12 protein-coding genes are annotated in these 16,175 nt (G+C 63.5%); 5 read left to right on the forward strand and 7 right to left on the reverse strand.

Translation table 11 applies throughout. The features are described from left to right. Positions 1–15: 15 nt before the first annotated feature. The 5 genes from cas7c to rpe all read right to left on the reverse strand — a co-directional run bounded on the left by cas7c (position 16) and on the right by rpe (position 6,529). Entirely contained in the window at positions 16–909 is an 894-nt protein-coding gene (gene cas7c / locus ACE3PH_RS13660; RefSeq protein ID WP_374319953.1) for a type I-C CRISPR-associated protein Cas7/Csd2, read from the reverse strand. Then, on the reverse strand, positions 906–2,738 hold the full coding sequence (cas8c, locus tag ACE3PH_RS13665; protein WP_374319955.1) for a type I-C CRISPR-associated protein Cas8c/Csd1: 1,833 nt from the start codon (positions 2,736–2,738) through the stop codon (positions 906–908). The genes cas7c and cas8c overlap by 4 nt, the downstream gene beginning before the upstream one ends. Continuing rightward, positions 2,735–3,409: a type I-C CRISPR-associated protein Cas5c gene (gene cas5c / locus ACE3PH_RS13670; RefSeq protein ID WP_374319958.1), complete on the reverse strand. Its 675-nt coding sequence runs from the start codon at positions 3,407–3,409 to the stop codon at positions 2,735–2,737. The genes cas8c and cas5c overlap by 4 nt, the downstream gene beginning before the upstream one ends. A 48-nt stretch (positions 3,410–3,457) precedes the next feature. After that, entirely contained in the window at positions 3,458–5,713 is a 2,256-nt protein-coding gene (locus ACE3PH_RS13675) for a CRISPR-associated endonuclease Cas3'' (protein WP_374319961.1), read from the reverse strand. A 132-nt stretch (positions 5,714–5,845) separates the two neighbouring features. Further along, positions 5,846–6,529 (reverse strand): ribulose-phosphate 3-epimerase, encoded by a 684-nt coding sequence (gene rpe, locus ACE3PH_RS13680; protein WP_374319963.1) that lies wholly within the window; start codon positions 6,527–6,529, stop codon positions 5,846–5,848. A 128-nt stretch (positions 6,530–6,657) separates the two neighbouring features. Here rpe and apaG point away from each other — a divergent pair, with 128 nt between their 5' ends. The 5 genes from apaG (at position 6,658) to ACE3PH_RS13705 (ending at position 14,518) form a co-directional block, all read left to right on the forward strand. Continuing rightward, on the forward strand, positions 6,658–7,032 hold the full coding sequence (gene apaG / locus ACE3PH_RS13685) for a Co2+/Mg2+ efflux protein ApaG (protein WP_374319965.1): 375 nt from the start codon (positions 6,658–6,660) through the stop codon (positions 7,030–7,032). A 12-nt stretch (positions 7,033–7,044) separates the two neighbouring features. After that, entirely contained in the window at positions 7,045–9,048 is a 2,004-nt protein-coding gene (locus ACE3PH_RS13690; protein WP_374319967.1) for a site-specific recombinase, read from the forward strand. Positions 9,049–9,078: 30 nt separating this feature from the next. Beyond that, the gene (locus ACE3PH_RS13695; protein WP_374319970.1) at positions 9,079–10,344 is read left to right on the forward strand and encodes a murein transglycosylase A; all 1,266 of its coding nucleotides are present in this window, start codon (positions 9,079–9,081) and stop codon (positions 10,342–10,344) included. Between the two features lie 102 nt (positions 10,345–10,446). After that, positions 10,447–13,506, forward strand: a complete 3,060-nt coding sequence (locus ACE3PH_RS13700) for an MHYT domain-containing protein (protein WP_374319973.1) — start codon at positions 10,447–10,449, stop codon at positions 13,504–13,506. Next, a complete protein-coding gene (locus ACE3PH_RS13705) occupies positions 13,493–14,518 on the forward strand; it encodes a two-component system response regulator (RefSeq protein ID WP_374319975.1) in 1,026 nt (341 codons plus the stop codon). Before ACE3PH_RS13700 ends, ACE3PH_RS13705 begins: the two co-directional genes overlap by 14 nt. 14 nt (positions 14,519–14,532) lie before the next feature. Here the strand turns inward: ACE3PH_RS13705 and ACE3PH_RS13710 are convergent, their stop codons facing one another. Both ACE3PH_RS13710 and ACE3PH_RS13715 read right to left on the reverse strand, forming a co-directional pair. Then, positions 14,533–15,477, reverse strand: coding sequence for an alpha/beta hydrolase (locus ACE3PH_RS13710; RefSeq protein WP_374319977.1), 945 nt, complete (start codon positions 15,475–15,477; stop codon positions 14,533–14,535). A gap of 64 nt (positions 15,478–15,541) precedes the next feature. After that, positions 15,542–16,144, reverse strand: coding sequence for a hypothetical protein (locus tag ACE3PH_RS13715; protein ID WP_374319980.1), 603 nt, complete (start codon positions 16,142–16,144; stop codon positions 15,542–15,544). Positions 16,145–16,175 lie beyond the last annotated feature (31 nt).

Below are 16,175 nucleotides of genomic sequence, written 5' to 3' on the forward strand. Positions count from 1 at the left end.
CGCCTCACTCCTTGATCACAGCAGTTCGTGCAAGGTGACGCCCGATGGCAGTGCATCATGCTTGACCGACACCTTGTAGTCCGTGAAAGACCGCGCCGGGCCATCCGCCTCGGTCGTGAGGCGGTCCACCTCAACCAATTCGAAGAGCTTGTGAGCCGGGGCATTGCCCATGGCGCTTTCATGCTCGAACACGAAGAGCTTGCGAGATGCCATCTCGCCACGCGCTGCCGAGCGGTCGTGCTCAAACATGTTGATGAGCGATTGCCACAGCAGGCTCAGGTCACCGTCAGAAAAGCCTGTGCGCTCAGCCAGCTTGGCCGAGACAAAGCCATGCACGCGGTACAGCCCATAGGGGATGATGTGTTTGCGGCCCATGGTGCGGTTGTCTCCGCTTTGGTCTTCAGCTTCCTTTTGCGTGGTCACGGCCATGCGGGTGATGGACACCTCGATGGGCACGACCGGGTCAATGGATGTGGCGAAAGCCAGTTGCACGGGCCCACGCACCTGGCCAGCATTGACGCCTGTGGTCATGACGGCACCAAACGCACGGATGTCAAAGAAATTGCTGCACATCCATGCTGTCAGCTCACGCGCCTTGGCCTCGTCCTTGGGCAGCTTCTTGAGTTCGTCTGCGGTCTCCTTTTCCAAGCCCACAGCCTTGCGTCCGATGGCGTGCTGGTTGTTCAACACGGCCTTTTCCTGCATGTAGATCGCGAAGCCTGCGTTGTCGCCCTTGTCCAGCGTCACGTAGTTGCGGATCTTGCGTTTGAGGCACACATCCGTCACCAGGCCCTTGTTGGTTTCTGGGTCCAGGCGCGGCAAGTTGCCCGCATCCGGGTCGCCATTGGGGTTGCCATTGGTGACATCAAACAGAAAGACGAATTCGTGGCGGTGTGTGATCGCGCTCATTGGGCGCCTCCTTGCTTGTTGGTATCGGTGGTGTCGTTGTTGCCGTTCGAGGTGGCATCAGCCTTGTCTGCCTTCTGGAAACGAGCCTGAGCCTGGTGGTAGTAGCCAATCGCAAAACGGCCTTGGTCTTGCATGCCCAGGTGTTTGGGGAACTCGCCGGGCAGCTTGTCGATGACTTCCTGAATAACTTTCTCAAGGGTAATAGCCATGCCAGGCATGTCCTTGCGGATGCGGCTCATGTGGTTCTGCGTGTTGCGCAGCAGAACCGGGAAGACCAGGGCTGGTGTGGCCGATGCCGAGCCGTAGTAACGGTCACGGATGGTGGCGTTGACTTGGCTGCCCAGGGCCAGGCGCTGCGCGCCTTCCAGCACCGCGAACAATCGCCCGAGCAGGTAGCCCGAGTTGGTGGAATGCACATCAAGACTCACAGGAACCTCCTTGTCTGGAACATTGGAATGGGACAGCCGCAGGTCGCGGTTCAGCACCGCCTTGCACAGCGCGGCCCGCACACCGCTGATGTCGCCATCAGAACGCATGCGCATGACGACATTCGTCAGCAGGCTCTGCGGATAGCGGCCACCGGTCAGGATGGCGCGCATCAGCTCACCAGCCAGCAGTGGTGACACGTCATCAGCCTTGGCTTTGGGCGGGTCGCCACGAGAGGGTGCGGTGGCCAGTGCCAAGCGCCAGACGCTGGGTGCGGTTTTCCACGGTGAGGGCTCCAGATTCAGATCCTGGACGTGCTGGCGCAGGCGTTGAACCAGATCCCCCAAGGTGTCGCACAACCAGTAGCGGATGGACAAGCGAGATGCATTGGGCGCCAGGCCCAGCACGAACATGCGGGTGCCTTCGTCCAGCTTGGGATCCAGCTCGGCCAGCGGGCGGCCTTTGGCTACGACCTCCATGACATGGCGGATTTTCTCGGTCTCCTGCCCCTCGTCGCTTTTGCTGTCGGGGCTCAACAGCGCGGCGAGCAGGTCTTCGCAGCTTTGGGCCTGCTCCGGATCTTGCGCCTCGGCCCAGAACACCACCGAGGCATCCCCCACGGAGAGGCGCTGGCGGTTGTGTGGATCGCTTCGTAGAAGGTAATTCAGTACCGATGTATACGCAAAAGCAGCTTCCGCAGAGATCGGTGCGTTAGCTCCCTGCTTCTTGCCATATGAACAAGCAGCATCCAAATTGAACGAAACGATAGCGGCACCAGAGGTCTGCGCGTCTCGGACTCCTTTGATGAGCGGGTGCGTTAGCGAGACGGGGCGGAAAGCCCCTGTCACCAAGCAAGGAGCAATGACACCCTCATCCTCGTTGTCTGCAAGCAACCCCATGCGAATTTGATGTGCTTCTGCGGACTCGTGAAGATAGCCACGCACCCCATCCAATCGGAAAACAAAATTGGCATCAATCATCTCGGGGGTAAACGGTACAGACTGAAACCGCCCAGGCGTCCATTTTTCCAAGAAGGAAACTAGTGCTCTTAGCCCAGGATCTTTTGCTTGCCGCAACTTAGCGAAATGCAACTCTTTAAAAGCCTGATGCTCCCGCTCTACGCGTTTGCTTGTGGCGCTAACGCCCAGCACATAGGCACTTTTGTCCCACAGAAACCCCGCTGTAATGTCAACGGTTCTAGCTAGTTGTGGGACAGGCAGCCGACGAGGCACCGGCTTCTTGCCGCTGGTGTCCAGCAGCGACTGCACATCCACCGGGTCCCCATCGGCCGACAGCACGATGGCATAGCTGATCTTCTCGGGGCTGTAGCCGTAGGGGGACAGGCCAGGCTCATGGCGCGCGATCAGGCGCTGGTATTGGTGCGCAAGGGCTTCGAGGATCATGACTTCACCTCGTCGCTGTGCCAGGGCGGCACGTCGATGACGCCATCTTGCATGTGAGCACGGAAGAAGCGCGGGATGTTGCCCTGGTCGAAATCGATGTCGTGCAGCATCCAGCCCAGGTCACGCGGCCCGGTCAGTGCGACATCAATTTCTGGCATGGGCTCATCACCTTCCACCAGGCTGAAATGTGCCGGGAACTCACGCACGCCAAAGCAGGGCATCTGGAAGCACTGGCCTTTGCGTGCGCGTCGGTTGAAGATGTCCAGGTGCTTGCCCACCGAATCCTCTGCGCCGGCCTTGGGCGTGAGCGAGAAGTGCGCTTCGATCACATAGGCCACATCGCGCAAGACGGTGGCGGCGCGTTGCTGGCGGTCTTCATCAACCAGGTTCCACAAGCCATCGGTGCTGCCCGCCTTCATGGCCTTGGTTACTGCCCCCGGTGGCAGTTTGCTGCCGACCTCATTGCGACGGATGGACTCGAAGCGGATGGGCTTGAGCACGTGAATGCGGTCGATGTGCCAGCGTATAGCCGGCTTCCAATGGATGGCATCGAGGATGCCTCGCGCAGCGGATGGTGTCATCGCGTCGTAGGAAACGCGCTCGACTTTCATTTCGGGGCGCGTGAAGCAGGCACGCTCACCCCAGACATGCAAACGAATGCCAAATGTCACATGGCCTCCCTTGATTTTTTTGCCACTTGAATCTGATGGTAACGACGTTCATATCACCAAGGCTGATGCGGCGATGAAAACAGGGTTGTCCCAAGACAAACCTACGTCAGGGTCATACAAGCTCTCATTGGCCAAGACCATGAACTGATCCCCCCACTCTTTCGGACGGACGGCTTCGATGGCGCCTGCCTTGCGCAAGGCATCAAAGCCGTGCTTGGGCACCTGCACCAGATACCGCTGCAGGCGACGGCTGATGCCTTGCAGGCCGTCCACGAATTGCAGGTCACGGATAGCGCTCCTTGCCTCATCGTCGAACGGAATGATCACGGGCATCTGCACGCTGTCGATCATCTTGAATTGCTCGGCCAGCGTGTCCATGGGCAGGCTGTCGATCTTGGCCTTTTTGAGCAGGCCCAGAAGGTTCAAAGCGTCCAGCGCCTCATCCCCTTTTTGCCAGTAGAGCAGCTTGAAGTAGCGCTCGATAGCCACCGGGTCCAGCGGGTCGCCTTCGTGGTTCCTCAACACCTCGCGGGTCACGTCGGCAAACTGGCGCAGTTCAGGTGGGGCCTTCCAGTCATCGTTGGCATTGGCAAAGATGCGCACTTCGCTGTCCTTCGCAGCCCAACGGCCTTCACGGTTGCATCGCCCTGCCGCCTGGGCGATGGAGTCGAGCCCTGCTTCGGCCCGGTAGACGGTGGGGAAAGCCACGTCCACGCCTGCCTCAATGAGCGCCGTGGACACCAGCCTACAAGGCTGCCCTTGCTTCAAGGCTTCTCGCACGGTGGCCAGCACCTGGCTACGGTGCGCCGCGCACATGAGCGTGGTCAGGTGGTAGGTACCGCTCAGGTCGGCCATGCCTTGATGCAAGGCCCGCGCATGGCGACGGTTGTTGACGATGCACAGCACTTGTTCGCGCTCACGCAACTGGTTCAACAAGTCCGAATCGTCCAGCGCACCGACGTGCCTGACAGTGACGCGCTTGAGCTGCTCGAAGAGTCTGGCCGGTTCGGGCGCCAGCTCACGCACGTTTTCAAGGCCGCCTTCAAAGCCTTCGAGGTCAGCCGCGACATCGGGCGCCTTCAACGCGGGTTGGGTGGCCGTGCACAGCACCACGCTGCTGCGGTAGTTGCGCGCCAGCTCATCCAATGCGGCCACACAGGGGCGCAGCACCTTCAACGGCATGGTCTGCGCTTCATCCAAGATCACCACACTGTTGGCGATGTGGTGCAACTTGCGGCATTTAGATGGGCGGTCAGCAAACAGGCTCTCAAAAAATTGCACCGCTGTGGTGACAATGATCGGCGCATCCCAGTTCTCCATGGCCAGGCGCACCTTGTCCCGGGCTTCTTTGCTGTCGCGCGGGTCATCCGCAAAGGCGCTGTGGTGCTCCAGCACGGAGCTTTCGCCCCAAGGGCCCAGCGCTTGGCGAAACACCGCAGCGTTTTGCTCCACGATGCTGGTGAAAGGGATCACGAAGATCACGCGCTGTTGGCCGTGACGGATAGCGTGGTCCAGCGCAAAGGCCAGCGAGGCCAAGGTCTTGCCACCGCCTGTGGGCACGGTGAGCGAGAACAGGCCAGGCTTCAAGTCGGCCTGAGCACGCACATGTTGGAGGATCTCTGCACGGATCTGGTTGACCGGCCTGTCTGCACGAAAACCTGCCAGGTGCAGGTCCAGCGCCGGCTTCAGATCGGCCAGCGTGGGCCGCATGCCAGGCTCATGGCGCAGAGCTGTTCGGCCTTCCACGCGGTTGTAGAAGGCTTCCGTGTCCAGAAAGTCGGCGTCCACCAGACATGAGAACAGCATGCGCACCAGAAAGGCCATCTGGAACATGCCTCGTTCTCGGTGAGGACTGAAGCCGGGCACCATGGGCAAGGCTGCAGGCACGGGCAGTTCGTCTTGCCATTGCGGATGCAGCTTCGGTAAATCTGCCACCAAGCGTTCCTGCAAGCTCGCGCGGCGGCCTTCGCCCTTGCCGTTGGCCAGGCCAGCATGGTGCCCGGCAATGGCATAGGCCAGCAGATAACCCAACGTCGGGTAGCGCTCCAAAGCAATGCGGGCGCCCCAGGTCGAATGATCGACTCGTTCAGGGCTACCCTTTAATCTGGCTTGAAACTCATCGGTGTACTTGCCCAGGTCATGCAAGAACCCTGCGCATGCAGCGAGTTTATCTCCGCCAAAAGCTCTTGCAAATCCGGACGCCATCTCGCCCACAGACAGCAGATGTTCTGAGAGAGCTTGCCATGCGGGCTCTGCAGCCCCTTCCACCGAGTGTGCATAAAACACACCCACGCCATCAGACATGGGTTTACCCACGATACCTCCCTTGTAACTATTCTCGTTTTTTTCCAGCTTATCACTGGCTTGACGAGAAGAGGAGAGCAATCGCGGGAAGCATTAAGGTGGATGACGACGCGCACCGTCCACCCCCATGGCTTACTTCGCCAACTCAGCCCGCATCGCGTCGATCACCGCCTTGTAGCTGGGCTGGCCAAAAATGGCGCTGCCGGCCACAAAGGTGTCGGCACCGACATCGGCCACACGGCGGATGTTGTCGATCTTGATGCCGCCGTCAATTTCCAGGCGGATGTCGCGGCCCGAGGCGTCAATGATCTTGCGCACCTTCTCGGCCTTGCGCAGGGTGCTGTCGATGAAGCTCTGGCCACCGAAGCCGGGGTTCACGCTCATCAGCAGCACCACGTCGACCTTGTCGATGACCCATTCGAGCACGTCAAGCGGCATGGCGGGGTTGAAGACCAGACCGGCCTGGCAACCTTCCGATTTGATGAGTTGCAGGGTGCGGTCCACATGGGCGCTGGCATCAGGGTGGAAGGTGATGATGTCGGCACCAGCCTTGGCAAAGGCCTGGGCCAGGCTGTCGACGGGTTGCACCATCAGGTGCACGTCGATGGGCACCTTGGTGCCGTCGGCCTTGACCGCGTGCTTGCGCAAGGCCTGGCACACCATCGGCCCGAAGGTCAGGTTCGGCACATAGTGGTTGTCCATCACGTCGAAGTGGATCCAGTCGGCCCCGGCTTCGATGACATCACGAACCTCATCGCCCAGGCGGGCGAAATCGGCAGACAGCAAACTGGGGGCAATGCGAAACGTACGCGACATGGCGGGCAACCGGTGAAGGCCGTGCAGATGGAAAACCGCCATTTTACGAGGCAGTAGGTGACAAACCCATTGGGTCATGAGGGGCTATGCTGGGCATATTCACGATCGGCTTTTCTAGAATGGGCCGCATGAGCAAACCTGAATTCAAGTGCGCCGTGGTGCCGCAGTTCCTCGATGAACACAGCAACCCGGCCCAGCAGGAATACGCCTTCTCCTACACCGTGACCATCGTCAACAGCGGTGATGTGCCCGCGCAGCTGATCGGCCGCCAATGGCTGCTGACCGATGCCACCGGGCATGTGGAGGAGGTCCGCGGGCTGGGGGTCGTTGGCCAGCAGCCCATGCTCAAGCCGGGCGAACGCTTCGAATACACCAGCTGGACCCGGCTGAACACGCCCCATGGGCTGATGCAGGGCACCTTCTTCTGCATGACCGAAGATGCCCACCCCTTCGAGACGCCGATTGAGCCCTTCACGCTGGCACGCACGCAGTCTCTGCATTGAAAGGTTGGCCTTTTGACCAGGTTGTCCCGTACACCATCCGACACCGACATCACTTCTCTACTCGACCAAGCCAGCGCCGATTTGCCGCTGGCTGAACGCCACCTGTGGCTGGTCCAGGTCATGACCTGGATCCGTGCTGGCGAGCCCGTTTCGGGCGTGCAGTACATCCTGCGTCAACTCGCCCAGGACCCTCAGCGCCGTGAGGGTGTCGTGGGCCTGCTGGGGGCGTTCTGGCGCGACATTGACGTCACCTCGCTGCTGACCGACTTCGGGTTCTCGTCTCGCACGTCTTTTCTGCACGAACTCGGCGAACGCCTGCGGGGCCGCTTGCTGCCCCTGACCCCTGCCACGCGGGATCTGGGCACCTTGTTTGCCCTGCTGTTTGACGACCCCGCCGATGTGCATTGGCTGGAGCAGCTCGACAGCGCCATGCTCGATGACCTGGCCGCCCTGTGGTCCGAAGGACTGGTGCGCAGCGAGGCAGCCACATCGCCCCTGGGCTGGCGCCGGCCCTTTGTCGATGCGATTCAGCATCTGGCCGGGCAGGTGCGTGCGGCGGGCTCGTCCCGCGAGTTGCGGGTGCGCATGGGGTCGAACGACATCCAACTGGCCTTTCGGCATCTGGCGAGCTCGGCCGAGCAACTGGCCGAGCGCGCCGAGCTGGCCCAGGCCAACCCGGACGACAAGGCCGCCCATGCGGCCCTGCTGCAGGAAGCACAGTACCTGCGTGCCCTGCTGGACAGCTGCCAGCGCCATGCCGACGGCATCCATGAACACCTGGAAGAGCACGGCATCTCGATCGACATCGTCTTTCAGATCGACCAACTCAAGCAGCGCTGTGAACGCATCGAGCTGCTGCTCCTGTGTGTGCTCTCGCCCCAACCGGCCGGCGCCTTGCGCAACCTGGTGGTCGACCTCGTCGAGGTCAGCACGGCACGCCGCAGCGTGCGCGCGCTGTTCCGGCAGCACTATTCGATGCTGGCCCGCAAGGTGGCCGAGCGCAGTGCCGAAACGGGTGAGCACTACATCACCCGCACCCGGGCGGAATACCTCGACATGCTCTGGCGTGCAGCCGGCGGCGGCGTGGTGCTGGCCTTCACCACCTTCCTGAAGTTCGCGGTGTTCGCGCTGGGCCTGTCGCCGTTCTGGACCGGGCTGGGCGCAGGCGCCAACTACGCCGTGAGTTTCGTGGTTGTGCAGTTGCTGCATTTCACGGTGGCCACCAAACAGCCCGCCATGACCGCCCCGGCCATGGCGGCACGGCTGGCCGATACACGCAGCGATGCCGCGATTGAAAGCTTTGTTGACGAGGTAGCGCACCTGATCCGGTCCCAGATGGCGGGCATCCTGGGCAACCTCTTGCTGGTGGCGCCGGTGGTGCTCGGCATGCAGGCGCTGTCATGGTGGCTGATGGGGCACCCGCTCATCAATGAACACAAGGCCGAGCACACCCTGCACAGCCTGACCCTGCTGGGGCCCACGCTCTGGTATGCGGCCTTCACGGGTGTGCTGCTGTTTGCATCCAGTCTGATTGCGGGCTGGCTGGAAAACTGGTTCGTGCTGCATCGGCTCGACAGCGCCCTGCAATGGAACCCGCGTATCCGCAGGCTGGTGGGGCCACAGCGTGCCGCCTGGTGGGCGCAATGGTGGCGGCAGAACATTTCCGGGCTGGGGGCCAACATCTCGCTGGGCCTGATGCTGGGACTGGTGCCGATGTTTGCCAGCTTTTTTGCGTTGCCACTGGACGTGCGCCACGTGACGCTGTCGACCGGGCAGGTTGCGGCGGCGCTCGGCACGCTGGGTTGGCCTGCGCTGCACGATGCCGGTTTCTGGTGGTGCGTGGCGGCCCTGCCCCTCACCGGGGTGCTCAATGTGGGCGTCAGCTTCCTGCTGGCCTTGCGGGTGGCCATGCGCTCTCGCGATGTGCATGTGCAAGACCGTGCCCGGTTGCGCAAGGCCGTGTGGCGGCGCGTGTGGCGCCACCCCTTGAGCTTTTTGCTGCCTCCCCGCGGATGAAGACCGTGGCTCGGCGCACAATCGGGGCCCATGAAGGTTCGCCGTAATCCCGACATGGCCGCCACTGGCCTGGCCCCCGCCCACGTTCGCCCACTGGTCATCATGACGATGGCTGCGTCCATCCTCTCGGGCTGCACCGTCATCCCGCGCATGTGGCCTGCAGAGGAGCCGCCGGTCACGAAGCCGACGGTGACCGCACCACCCGGAACGGTATTGCCCCAGCCCGATGGCGAGGGCGGGCTGTTGCGCCCCAAGGCTCACTGGTTGCCTGCCAGTTTCAACGACCTGCCCGGCTGGGACCGTGACCGTGTCAGCGAATGGTGGCCAGCCCTGTGGCAAAGCTGTCAGCGCCCCGCACCCGGCTGGACACTGACCTGCAATGAAGTGCGCGAGTTGGGCCCGCAATGGGGGCAGCGCGTATCCGACGACTTCGTGCGGCAGTGGCTGGAAAGCCACCTGCAGCCCTGGCGCATCAAGAGTCTCGATGGCCAATCGAGCGGGCTGCTGACGGGCTACTTCGAACCCTTGCTGGAAGGCAAGCGCAAGCCTGACGCACGTTTCCGCTACCCGCTCTACCGCACACCGGCTGATTACGGACAGCGCAAGCCGTATTACACCCGTGCCGAGATCGACACCTTGCCGGAAGCCCGCGCAGCATTGAACGGTCGCGAACTGGTGTACCTGGCCGACCCGCTGGACGTGCTGCTGATCCAGGTGCAGGGCTCCGGTCGCATCCGGCTGCAAGACGAACTCACGCCACAAGGACAGCCGCGTGTGATCCGCATGGCCTTTGCCGGCCACAACGATCAGCCCTACCAGTCGGTCGCGCGCTGGCTGGTCGATCAAGGTGCCTTCTCGATGGACCAGGCCTCGTGGCAATCGGTGCGCACCTGGGCCAGCCAGAACCCACAGCGTGTACCTGAACTGGTGCGCGCCAACCCGCGGGTGGTCTTCTTCCGCGAAGACAACCTGACCGATGCCGGACTGGGCCCCAACGGTGCACAAGGTGTCCCCCTGACCCCTGGGCGCTCGGTGGCCGTGGACAAGGATGCCGTGCCACTTGGCGCAGCGATGTGGATCGACAGCACCCAGCCTCAGCCCTGGAGCCTGACGCCTGGCGTGCCCCAGCCCTTGCAGCGCCTGGTCATGGCACAAGACACGGGTGGCGCCATCCAGGGCGCCGTGCGGGCGGATTATTTCTGGGGGTGGGGCGACGAGGCCCTGGCACAGGCTGGGCGCACCAAGCAACCGCTGTCCGCCTGGGTGCTCTGGCCTGTCAGCGGGAAGCCCCGCTGAGCTGCCGTTAAATAAGGCCGTATTTGGCCGCTGCTTGATCAACTGCAATCGGGCCAACTCCTTCACAGTGGAAGCCTCTGAAACTGTGTGAGGGCGGCCCCGGTGCTGTCGAATTTCTTTGTCTGGGCGATCGACCCCGGCCTCCTCCTCTATGGGCGCTACAACCCCTGGCTGGTAGCGCTGTCCATCTTCGTGGCGATGTTTTCGTCCACCATGGGCCTGCAGGCTGCCTTCAGCGCCCGGCGCATCGGGCAACCCGGCCTGCGGTTGGCCACACGGCTGGCTGGCAGTCTGGCGCTGGGTGGCGGCGTATGGGCCATGCACTTCATCGGCATGCTCTCGTTCGAGCTGTGCACCTATGTCGATTACAACCCAGGCATCACCGCCTTGTCGTTCTTGCCCGGCGCTGCTGCAGCGTGGGTCGCGCTGGGCCTGGTCAGCCAGACCACGATCACGCGCAAGGAACTGCTGATTGGCGGGTGCCTGGTTGGTGCCGGCATTGGCACCATGCACTACACCGGCATGGCCGCCATGTCCATGGCCCCGGCGCTGCGCTATGACCCGTTCATGTTTGCGCTGTCCATTGTGGTGGCGGTGGGTCTGGCCATCCTGGCGCTGTGGGTGCGCTTCGGGCTGGCCTCGCTCTACCCCGGACGCTCCGAGCTGTTCCAGACCGCCATGAGCGGCGCCGTGATGGGCCTGGCCATTGCCGGCATGCACTACACGGGCATGGCGGCGGCCAAGCTGGTCGGGGCAGCGGACCTGCAGTACCCGGTCAGCGCACACGAAGCCACCTCGCTGTCGCTGTTGATCACCTTGATCACCGTGGTGGCCTCCATCCTGGTGGTGGCCACCACCGCAGCCAGCCGCTATCGCGAGCTGGTGCAGGAGCTGCGCGCCAAGGAGTCCCGCGTCAAAGCCAGTGAAGACCAGTTCCGCACACTCATTCGCAACATCCCCGGCATCTCCTACCGTTGTCGCTTTGCTCAGGGCTGGCCGGTGGTGTTCGCCAGTGACGCCGTCACCCTCATCACCGGCTACAAGCCCACGGCCTTTCTGGGCCTGCACCCGGCCGTGCGTTTTGCCGATCTGGTTCGCCTAGAAGATGTCGAGCGCATCAACGGCCTGATCAAGGCAGCCATCCAGGAAAGCCGGCCCTTCGTGATGGAATTCCAGATGCGTCACAAGGATGGCAGCACACGCTGGATCTGGGGCAGTGGCAGCGCGGTGAGCAACAGCGAAGGGCGCATCGAATGGGTAGATGGCGTGCTGCTGGACATCACCGAGCGCCGCCTGATGGAAGAAGCCCTGCGTGAAGCCAAGCTGCGCGCCGAGCAGGCTGCCCAGGCTCGCAGCGCCTTCCTGGCCAACATGAGCCACGAAATCCGCACGCCCATGAATGCCATCCTGGGCTTCACGGATGTGGTGCTCCATGGCGAACTCAAGCCCGACCAGCGCAAGCACCTGGAAACCGTGCAGCGCTCGGCACGCTCGCTGCTGCATCTGCTCAACGACATCCTTGACTCCTCGAAGCTGGACCGGGGTGCCCTGCAACTGGAGACGCTGGCCTTCTCCTTGCCCGACCTGATTCAGCAACTGTGCGCGGAGCAGTCCATCCAGGCTGGACACAAGCACCTGATGCTGCGCAGCGATGTCGCGCCCGACATCGGCCCCATCGTCGATGGGGACCCCCATCGCTTGCGCCAGATCCTGCTCAACCTGCTGGGCAACGCCATCAAATTCACGAATCAGGGTGAGGTCTCGATCATGGCCACCCGCCACGGTGATCTCGTGCACTTTGCCGTCCGCGATACGGGCATCGGCATTGCCCCGGAGCGCCTGCCCGTGATCTTTGATGCCTTCACCCAGGCCGACGCCTCGATGAGCCGCCGTTACGGCGGCACTGGATTGGGCACGACCATCAGCAAGCAACTGGTCGAGCTGATGCAGGGCCGTATCTGGGTGGAAAGCGAGCTGGGGCAAGGGTCCACCTTCCATGTCGAGTTGCGCCTGCCGGTCAGTGCGGCCCACGAGGCCAGTGCCAGCAAACCCGTGGTGGGCCTGCAGCTGCCGCCCCTGCGCATCCTGGTGGCCGACGATGTGGAACAGAACACCGAGTTGCTCACGATCTTGCTGGGGCGCCTCGGCCACGACGTGCATGTGGTGCACAACGGGCAACAGGTGCTGGACTACCTCGCGCACGCCGCCGTCGACGTGGTGCTGATGGACGTGCAGATGCCGGTAATGGATGGCCTGACGGCCACCCGCGCCATCCGGGCCCATGCCAAGGACGATGATGACGTGATCGCCAAGCTGCCGGTGATCGGCTTGTCGGCCAGCGTGCAGCAGGCAGACCGGCAGGCGGCTCTGGCCGCCGGCATGAACGGGTTTGCATCGAAGCCGGTGGACATGCCTGCCTTGCTGACCGAGATGGCACGCGTGCTGGGCCAGGATGTCGCCGAGCAGCCGCTGATGCCGCCCCCCGCCGGGCCAGCTCCAGCCCCCGACTCACCCCTGCCTCCACATGACAAGGAACTGGTCGATCTGGCCAAAGGGTGGGCGGTCTGGAGCGACATGCGCGCCTATGCCCGCGCGCTCACCCGGTTTGTACAGGAAGAGGCCTGGTGTCTGGACGATGGTCCACGGTCGTCATGGCGTGAGGACCTGGCGGCTGCGCGGGCTGAGGCACACCGCATCAAGGGCCTGGCCGCCAATCTGGGCTTGCACCGGCTGGAGCAGGCCGCACACAAGGCCGAGCGTCTGGTCAACCTGAACCACTCGCCCGAGGCCGCTGCCGAAGGGTGGGCTGCCCTGGTACGGGTGGCCCAGCTCACACTCTCTGAAGCTGCGCGCTGCGCACAGATCCTGCAAGCACAGCAGGGCGACCACACGGCAGACACCGCACCTGCCGTCTGGGATGCGGCGCTGTCGGACACCGTTCAAAGCCTGTCGCGTGTGCTGCACCAGGGCTTCCAGCGCAGCGAGCGCCCTGAGCCCGCGTTCACCGATTTCTGCGAACACGTTCGCCCCTTCGTCGCAGCCGACAGCCTGACCCAGCTTGAAAACGCCGTCGATGAATTCGACTTCGACCAGGCCCTGACCTGCCTGTCGTCCGTCCTTCATGAACTGCCCTCTTCGGAGAACAGCCATGCCCCGCTCTGATCGCGAACTGCGCCCCGCCATCCTCATCGTCGACGATGAGCCCACCAACCTCCAGGTGCTGAGGCAGATCCTGCAGGATGACTACCGCCTGATGTTCGCCCGCGATGGTCAGAAGGCGCTGGAGCTCACCCGCAGCGAGCACCCTCAGCTCATCTTGCTGGATGTGATGATGCCCGGCCTCACCGGACACGACACGTGCCGCGTTCTCAAGTCAGACCCGGGAACTGCGTCGATTCCGGTGATCTTCGTGACCGCGCTGTCCGACCCGGCGGATGAGGCACTGGGCTTCGAACTCGGTGCGGTCGACTACATCTCCAAACCGGTGAGCCCCCCGATCGTGAAGGCACGGGTGCGCAACCACCTCTCGCTGGTGCGCATGGACGAGTTGCTCGAAACGCGCCTGCAGATCATCCAGCGGCTGGGCCGCGCGGCCGAGTTCAAGGACAACGAAACCGGCCTGCATGTGCTGCGCATGAGCCACTACTCACGCGTGCTGGCCCGTGCAGCCGGCTGGAGCGACGCGGCCGCAGACGACCTGCTCGCTGCGGCGCCGATGCACGACATTGGCAAGATCGGCGTGCCCGATCACATCATGCTCAAGCCCGGCCCCCTGACTCCGGAAGAATGGGTGGTGATGAAGCGGCACCCGCAGATCGGCGCCGAGATCATCGGGGAACACCACTCCTCGCTGCTGCGCCTGGCGCGTCACATTGCCCTGGGGCACCACGAGAAGTGGGACGGCACGGGCTACCCGCACGGGCTGGCCGGCGAGGCAATTCCGCTGGAGGCGCGCATCGTGGCCATTGCCGATGTGTTCGATGCGCTGACGACCGCACGCCCCTACAAGAAAGCCTGGACCGTCGAGGCCGCCATCGAGGTCCTCCAGGACGGCGCCGGCAAGCACTTCGACCCGGTGCTGGTGCCCCTGTTCATCGACTGCCTGCCCGAGATCCTGGCCATCCGGGAGCGCTGGAAGGAAGACACGCCGCCCGATCCGGCCGTGCTGATCTGAGCTGAGGCGCGACCTCAGTGCTCGAAGGCCTGCTTGAGAGCCTGGGCCACGGCCGCATGGGCTTCGTAGGCTTCAGGGATGAAGCGGCCCATGTTGATGAAATCATGGATGACGCCGGGCCACACCTTCAACGTCACCGGCACCCCCGCCTGACGCAAGAGCTCGGCGTACATGCCGCCTTCGTCGACCAGGGGGTCGACCTGGGCCAGGCCGATCCAGGCCGGCGCCACACCTTCATGGCTGGCAGCCTTGAAAGGCTCGCGCCGCCAGTCGGATTGGAAGCCTTTCCCCCGCGCATGGGACTCGAACCAGCGCATCAGTTCGGCGTCCAGCATCACCCCCTTCGAGAACTGCTTGAAGGACTCGCTGACCGATGAGGGGTGAACAGAAGGATAGAAGAGCACCTGCAAGGCCAGGGTGATGCCATGGTCACGTGCCATCAGCGCCACCGTGGCCGCCAGCGTGCCACCGGCACTGTCGCCGCCGACTGCCATGCGCGTCGGGTCCAGCCCCATGCTGGCGCCGTGCTGGGCCAGCCATTGCAGGGCCGCAAAGCTGTCGTCCAGCGCAGCCGGGAAGCGGTGCTCCGGTGCCAGCCGGTAGTCAATGGCCACCACCGCCGCGCCGCTCTGGCTGGCAATGCGCCGGCACATGGCTTCGCAGGTGTCGATGCCACCGACAACGAAGCCGCCGCCATGCAGATACAGCAGCACAGGCAGACACGGTGCATCCGTAGGGGCCCACAGGCGCGCAGGGATGTCTCCGGCCGGGCCGGGGATGACGAATGAGTCGATGCGTGGCAGATCAACCAGCTCGCCACACATGGCCCCCACGCCAGCGCTGTAGGAGCGACGAGCCTGATCGACGGTCTGCTGGTACAGCGGCGGCATGCCGGCACGCAGCACACGGTCCATCATGGCCTTGGTCATGTCGCTGAGCAGACGGGTCGGGTCATTCATGCGGGCGTCTCCTGTGATGTCGTACAGATGCGTTCCATTGTCACTGATCCGCCTGTACGCTGACTCAGGGGGCGGTGATCCGCACTTCCAGCCGCATGGGTTCACGCTCGTCGGCCGCATCGGCGCTGCCCCAGCTGCCTTTCACCCGGCTGGCCGGCATGGGGGCCTGGCGTCCAATCGTGGTCCACTGGCCCAGGGGCAGGCGCAGGGTGGTGCTCACCTCGGTCTGCTCGATGGGGCCCTGCGGACCGTCTGCGCCCGGCTGTGTGTCCCTTGCGCGCACCTCCAGGGTCACGGGCTGCCGGCCACCCGGCCAGCGAGGCTGCACCACCACGCCCTGCCCCAGGTCGACCCAGGTGGTCGTCAGGCTGGCCGTGTCGGCGTGGGCACCCAGTTGCCACTGTGTCACCGGCACGCTGCGCATCAGACGCAGCCGGGCCTCATGGCCATTGAGCACCTGCAGAGACTGCACGGGCGCCTTGGTGGCCGCGTCCTGGCTGGCGTACTGGCCTGGTCGCGGTGTGCTGATCGGTGCATCGGTATAGCGCCATTCGACCAGGAGATTGCGCTGCGGCAGGGCTTGCGCACAGGCCAGGGTAGCGGCCATCGCCCCCAGCAGACCCAGGATCGCCACACGCCAGGCTCGTCTCACCATGTGTTGCTTCATGAAGCCGATCATCGCCTGTCATCAGGGCGCT

It is taken from the genome of Aquabacterium sp., from assembly GCF_041909175.1.
Taxonomy (GTDB): domain Bacteria; phylum Pseudomonadota; class Gammaproteobacteria; order Burkholderiales; family Burkholderiaceae_C; genus Aquabacterium.

Excerpts from the sequence above, each read along its gene's own strand:
- cas7c (WP_374319953.1), bottom strand. The coding sequence starts at position 909 with ATGAGCGCGATCACACACCGCCACGAATTCGTCTTTCTGTTTGATGTC.
- cas8c (WP_374319955.1), bottom strand. The coding sequence starts at position 2,738 with ATGATCCTCGAAGCCCTTGCGCACCAATACCAGCGCCTGATCGCGCGC.
- ACE3PH_RS13675 (WP_374319961.1), bottom strand. The coding sequence starts at position 5,713 with ATGTCTGATGGCGTGGGTGTGTTTTATGCACACTCGGTGGAAGGGGCT.
- rpe (WP_374319963.1), bottom strand. The coding sequence starts at position 6,529 with ATGTCGCGTACGTTTCGCATTGCCCCCAGTTTGCTGTCTGCCGATTTC.
- apaG (WP_374319965.1), top strand. The coding sequence starts at position 6,658 with ATGAGCAAACCTGAATTCAAGTGCGCCGTGGTGCCGCAGTTCCTCGAT.
- ACE3PH_RS13695 (WP_374319970.1), top strand. The coding sequence starts at position 9,079 with ATGAAGGTTCGCCGTAATCCCGACATGGCCGCCACTGGCCTGGCCCCC.
- ACE3PH_RS13705 (WP_374319975.1), top strand. The coding sequence starts at position 13,493 with ATGCCCCGCTCTGATCGCGAACTGCGCCCCGCCATCCTCATCGTCGAC.
- ACE3PH_RS13710 (WP_374319977.1), bottom strand. The coding sequence starts at position 15,477 with ATGAATGACCCGACCCGTCTGCTCAGCGACATGACCAAGGCCATGATG.
- ACE3PH_RS13715 (WP_374319980.1), bottom strand. The coding sequence starts at position 16,144 with ATGAAGCAACACATGGTGAGACGAGCCTGGCGTGTGGCGATCCTGGGT.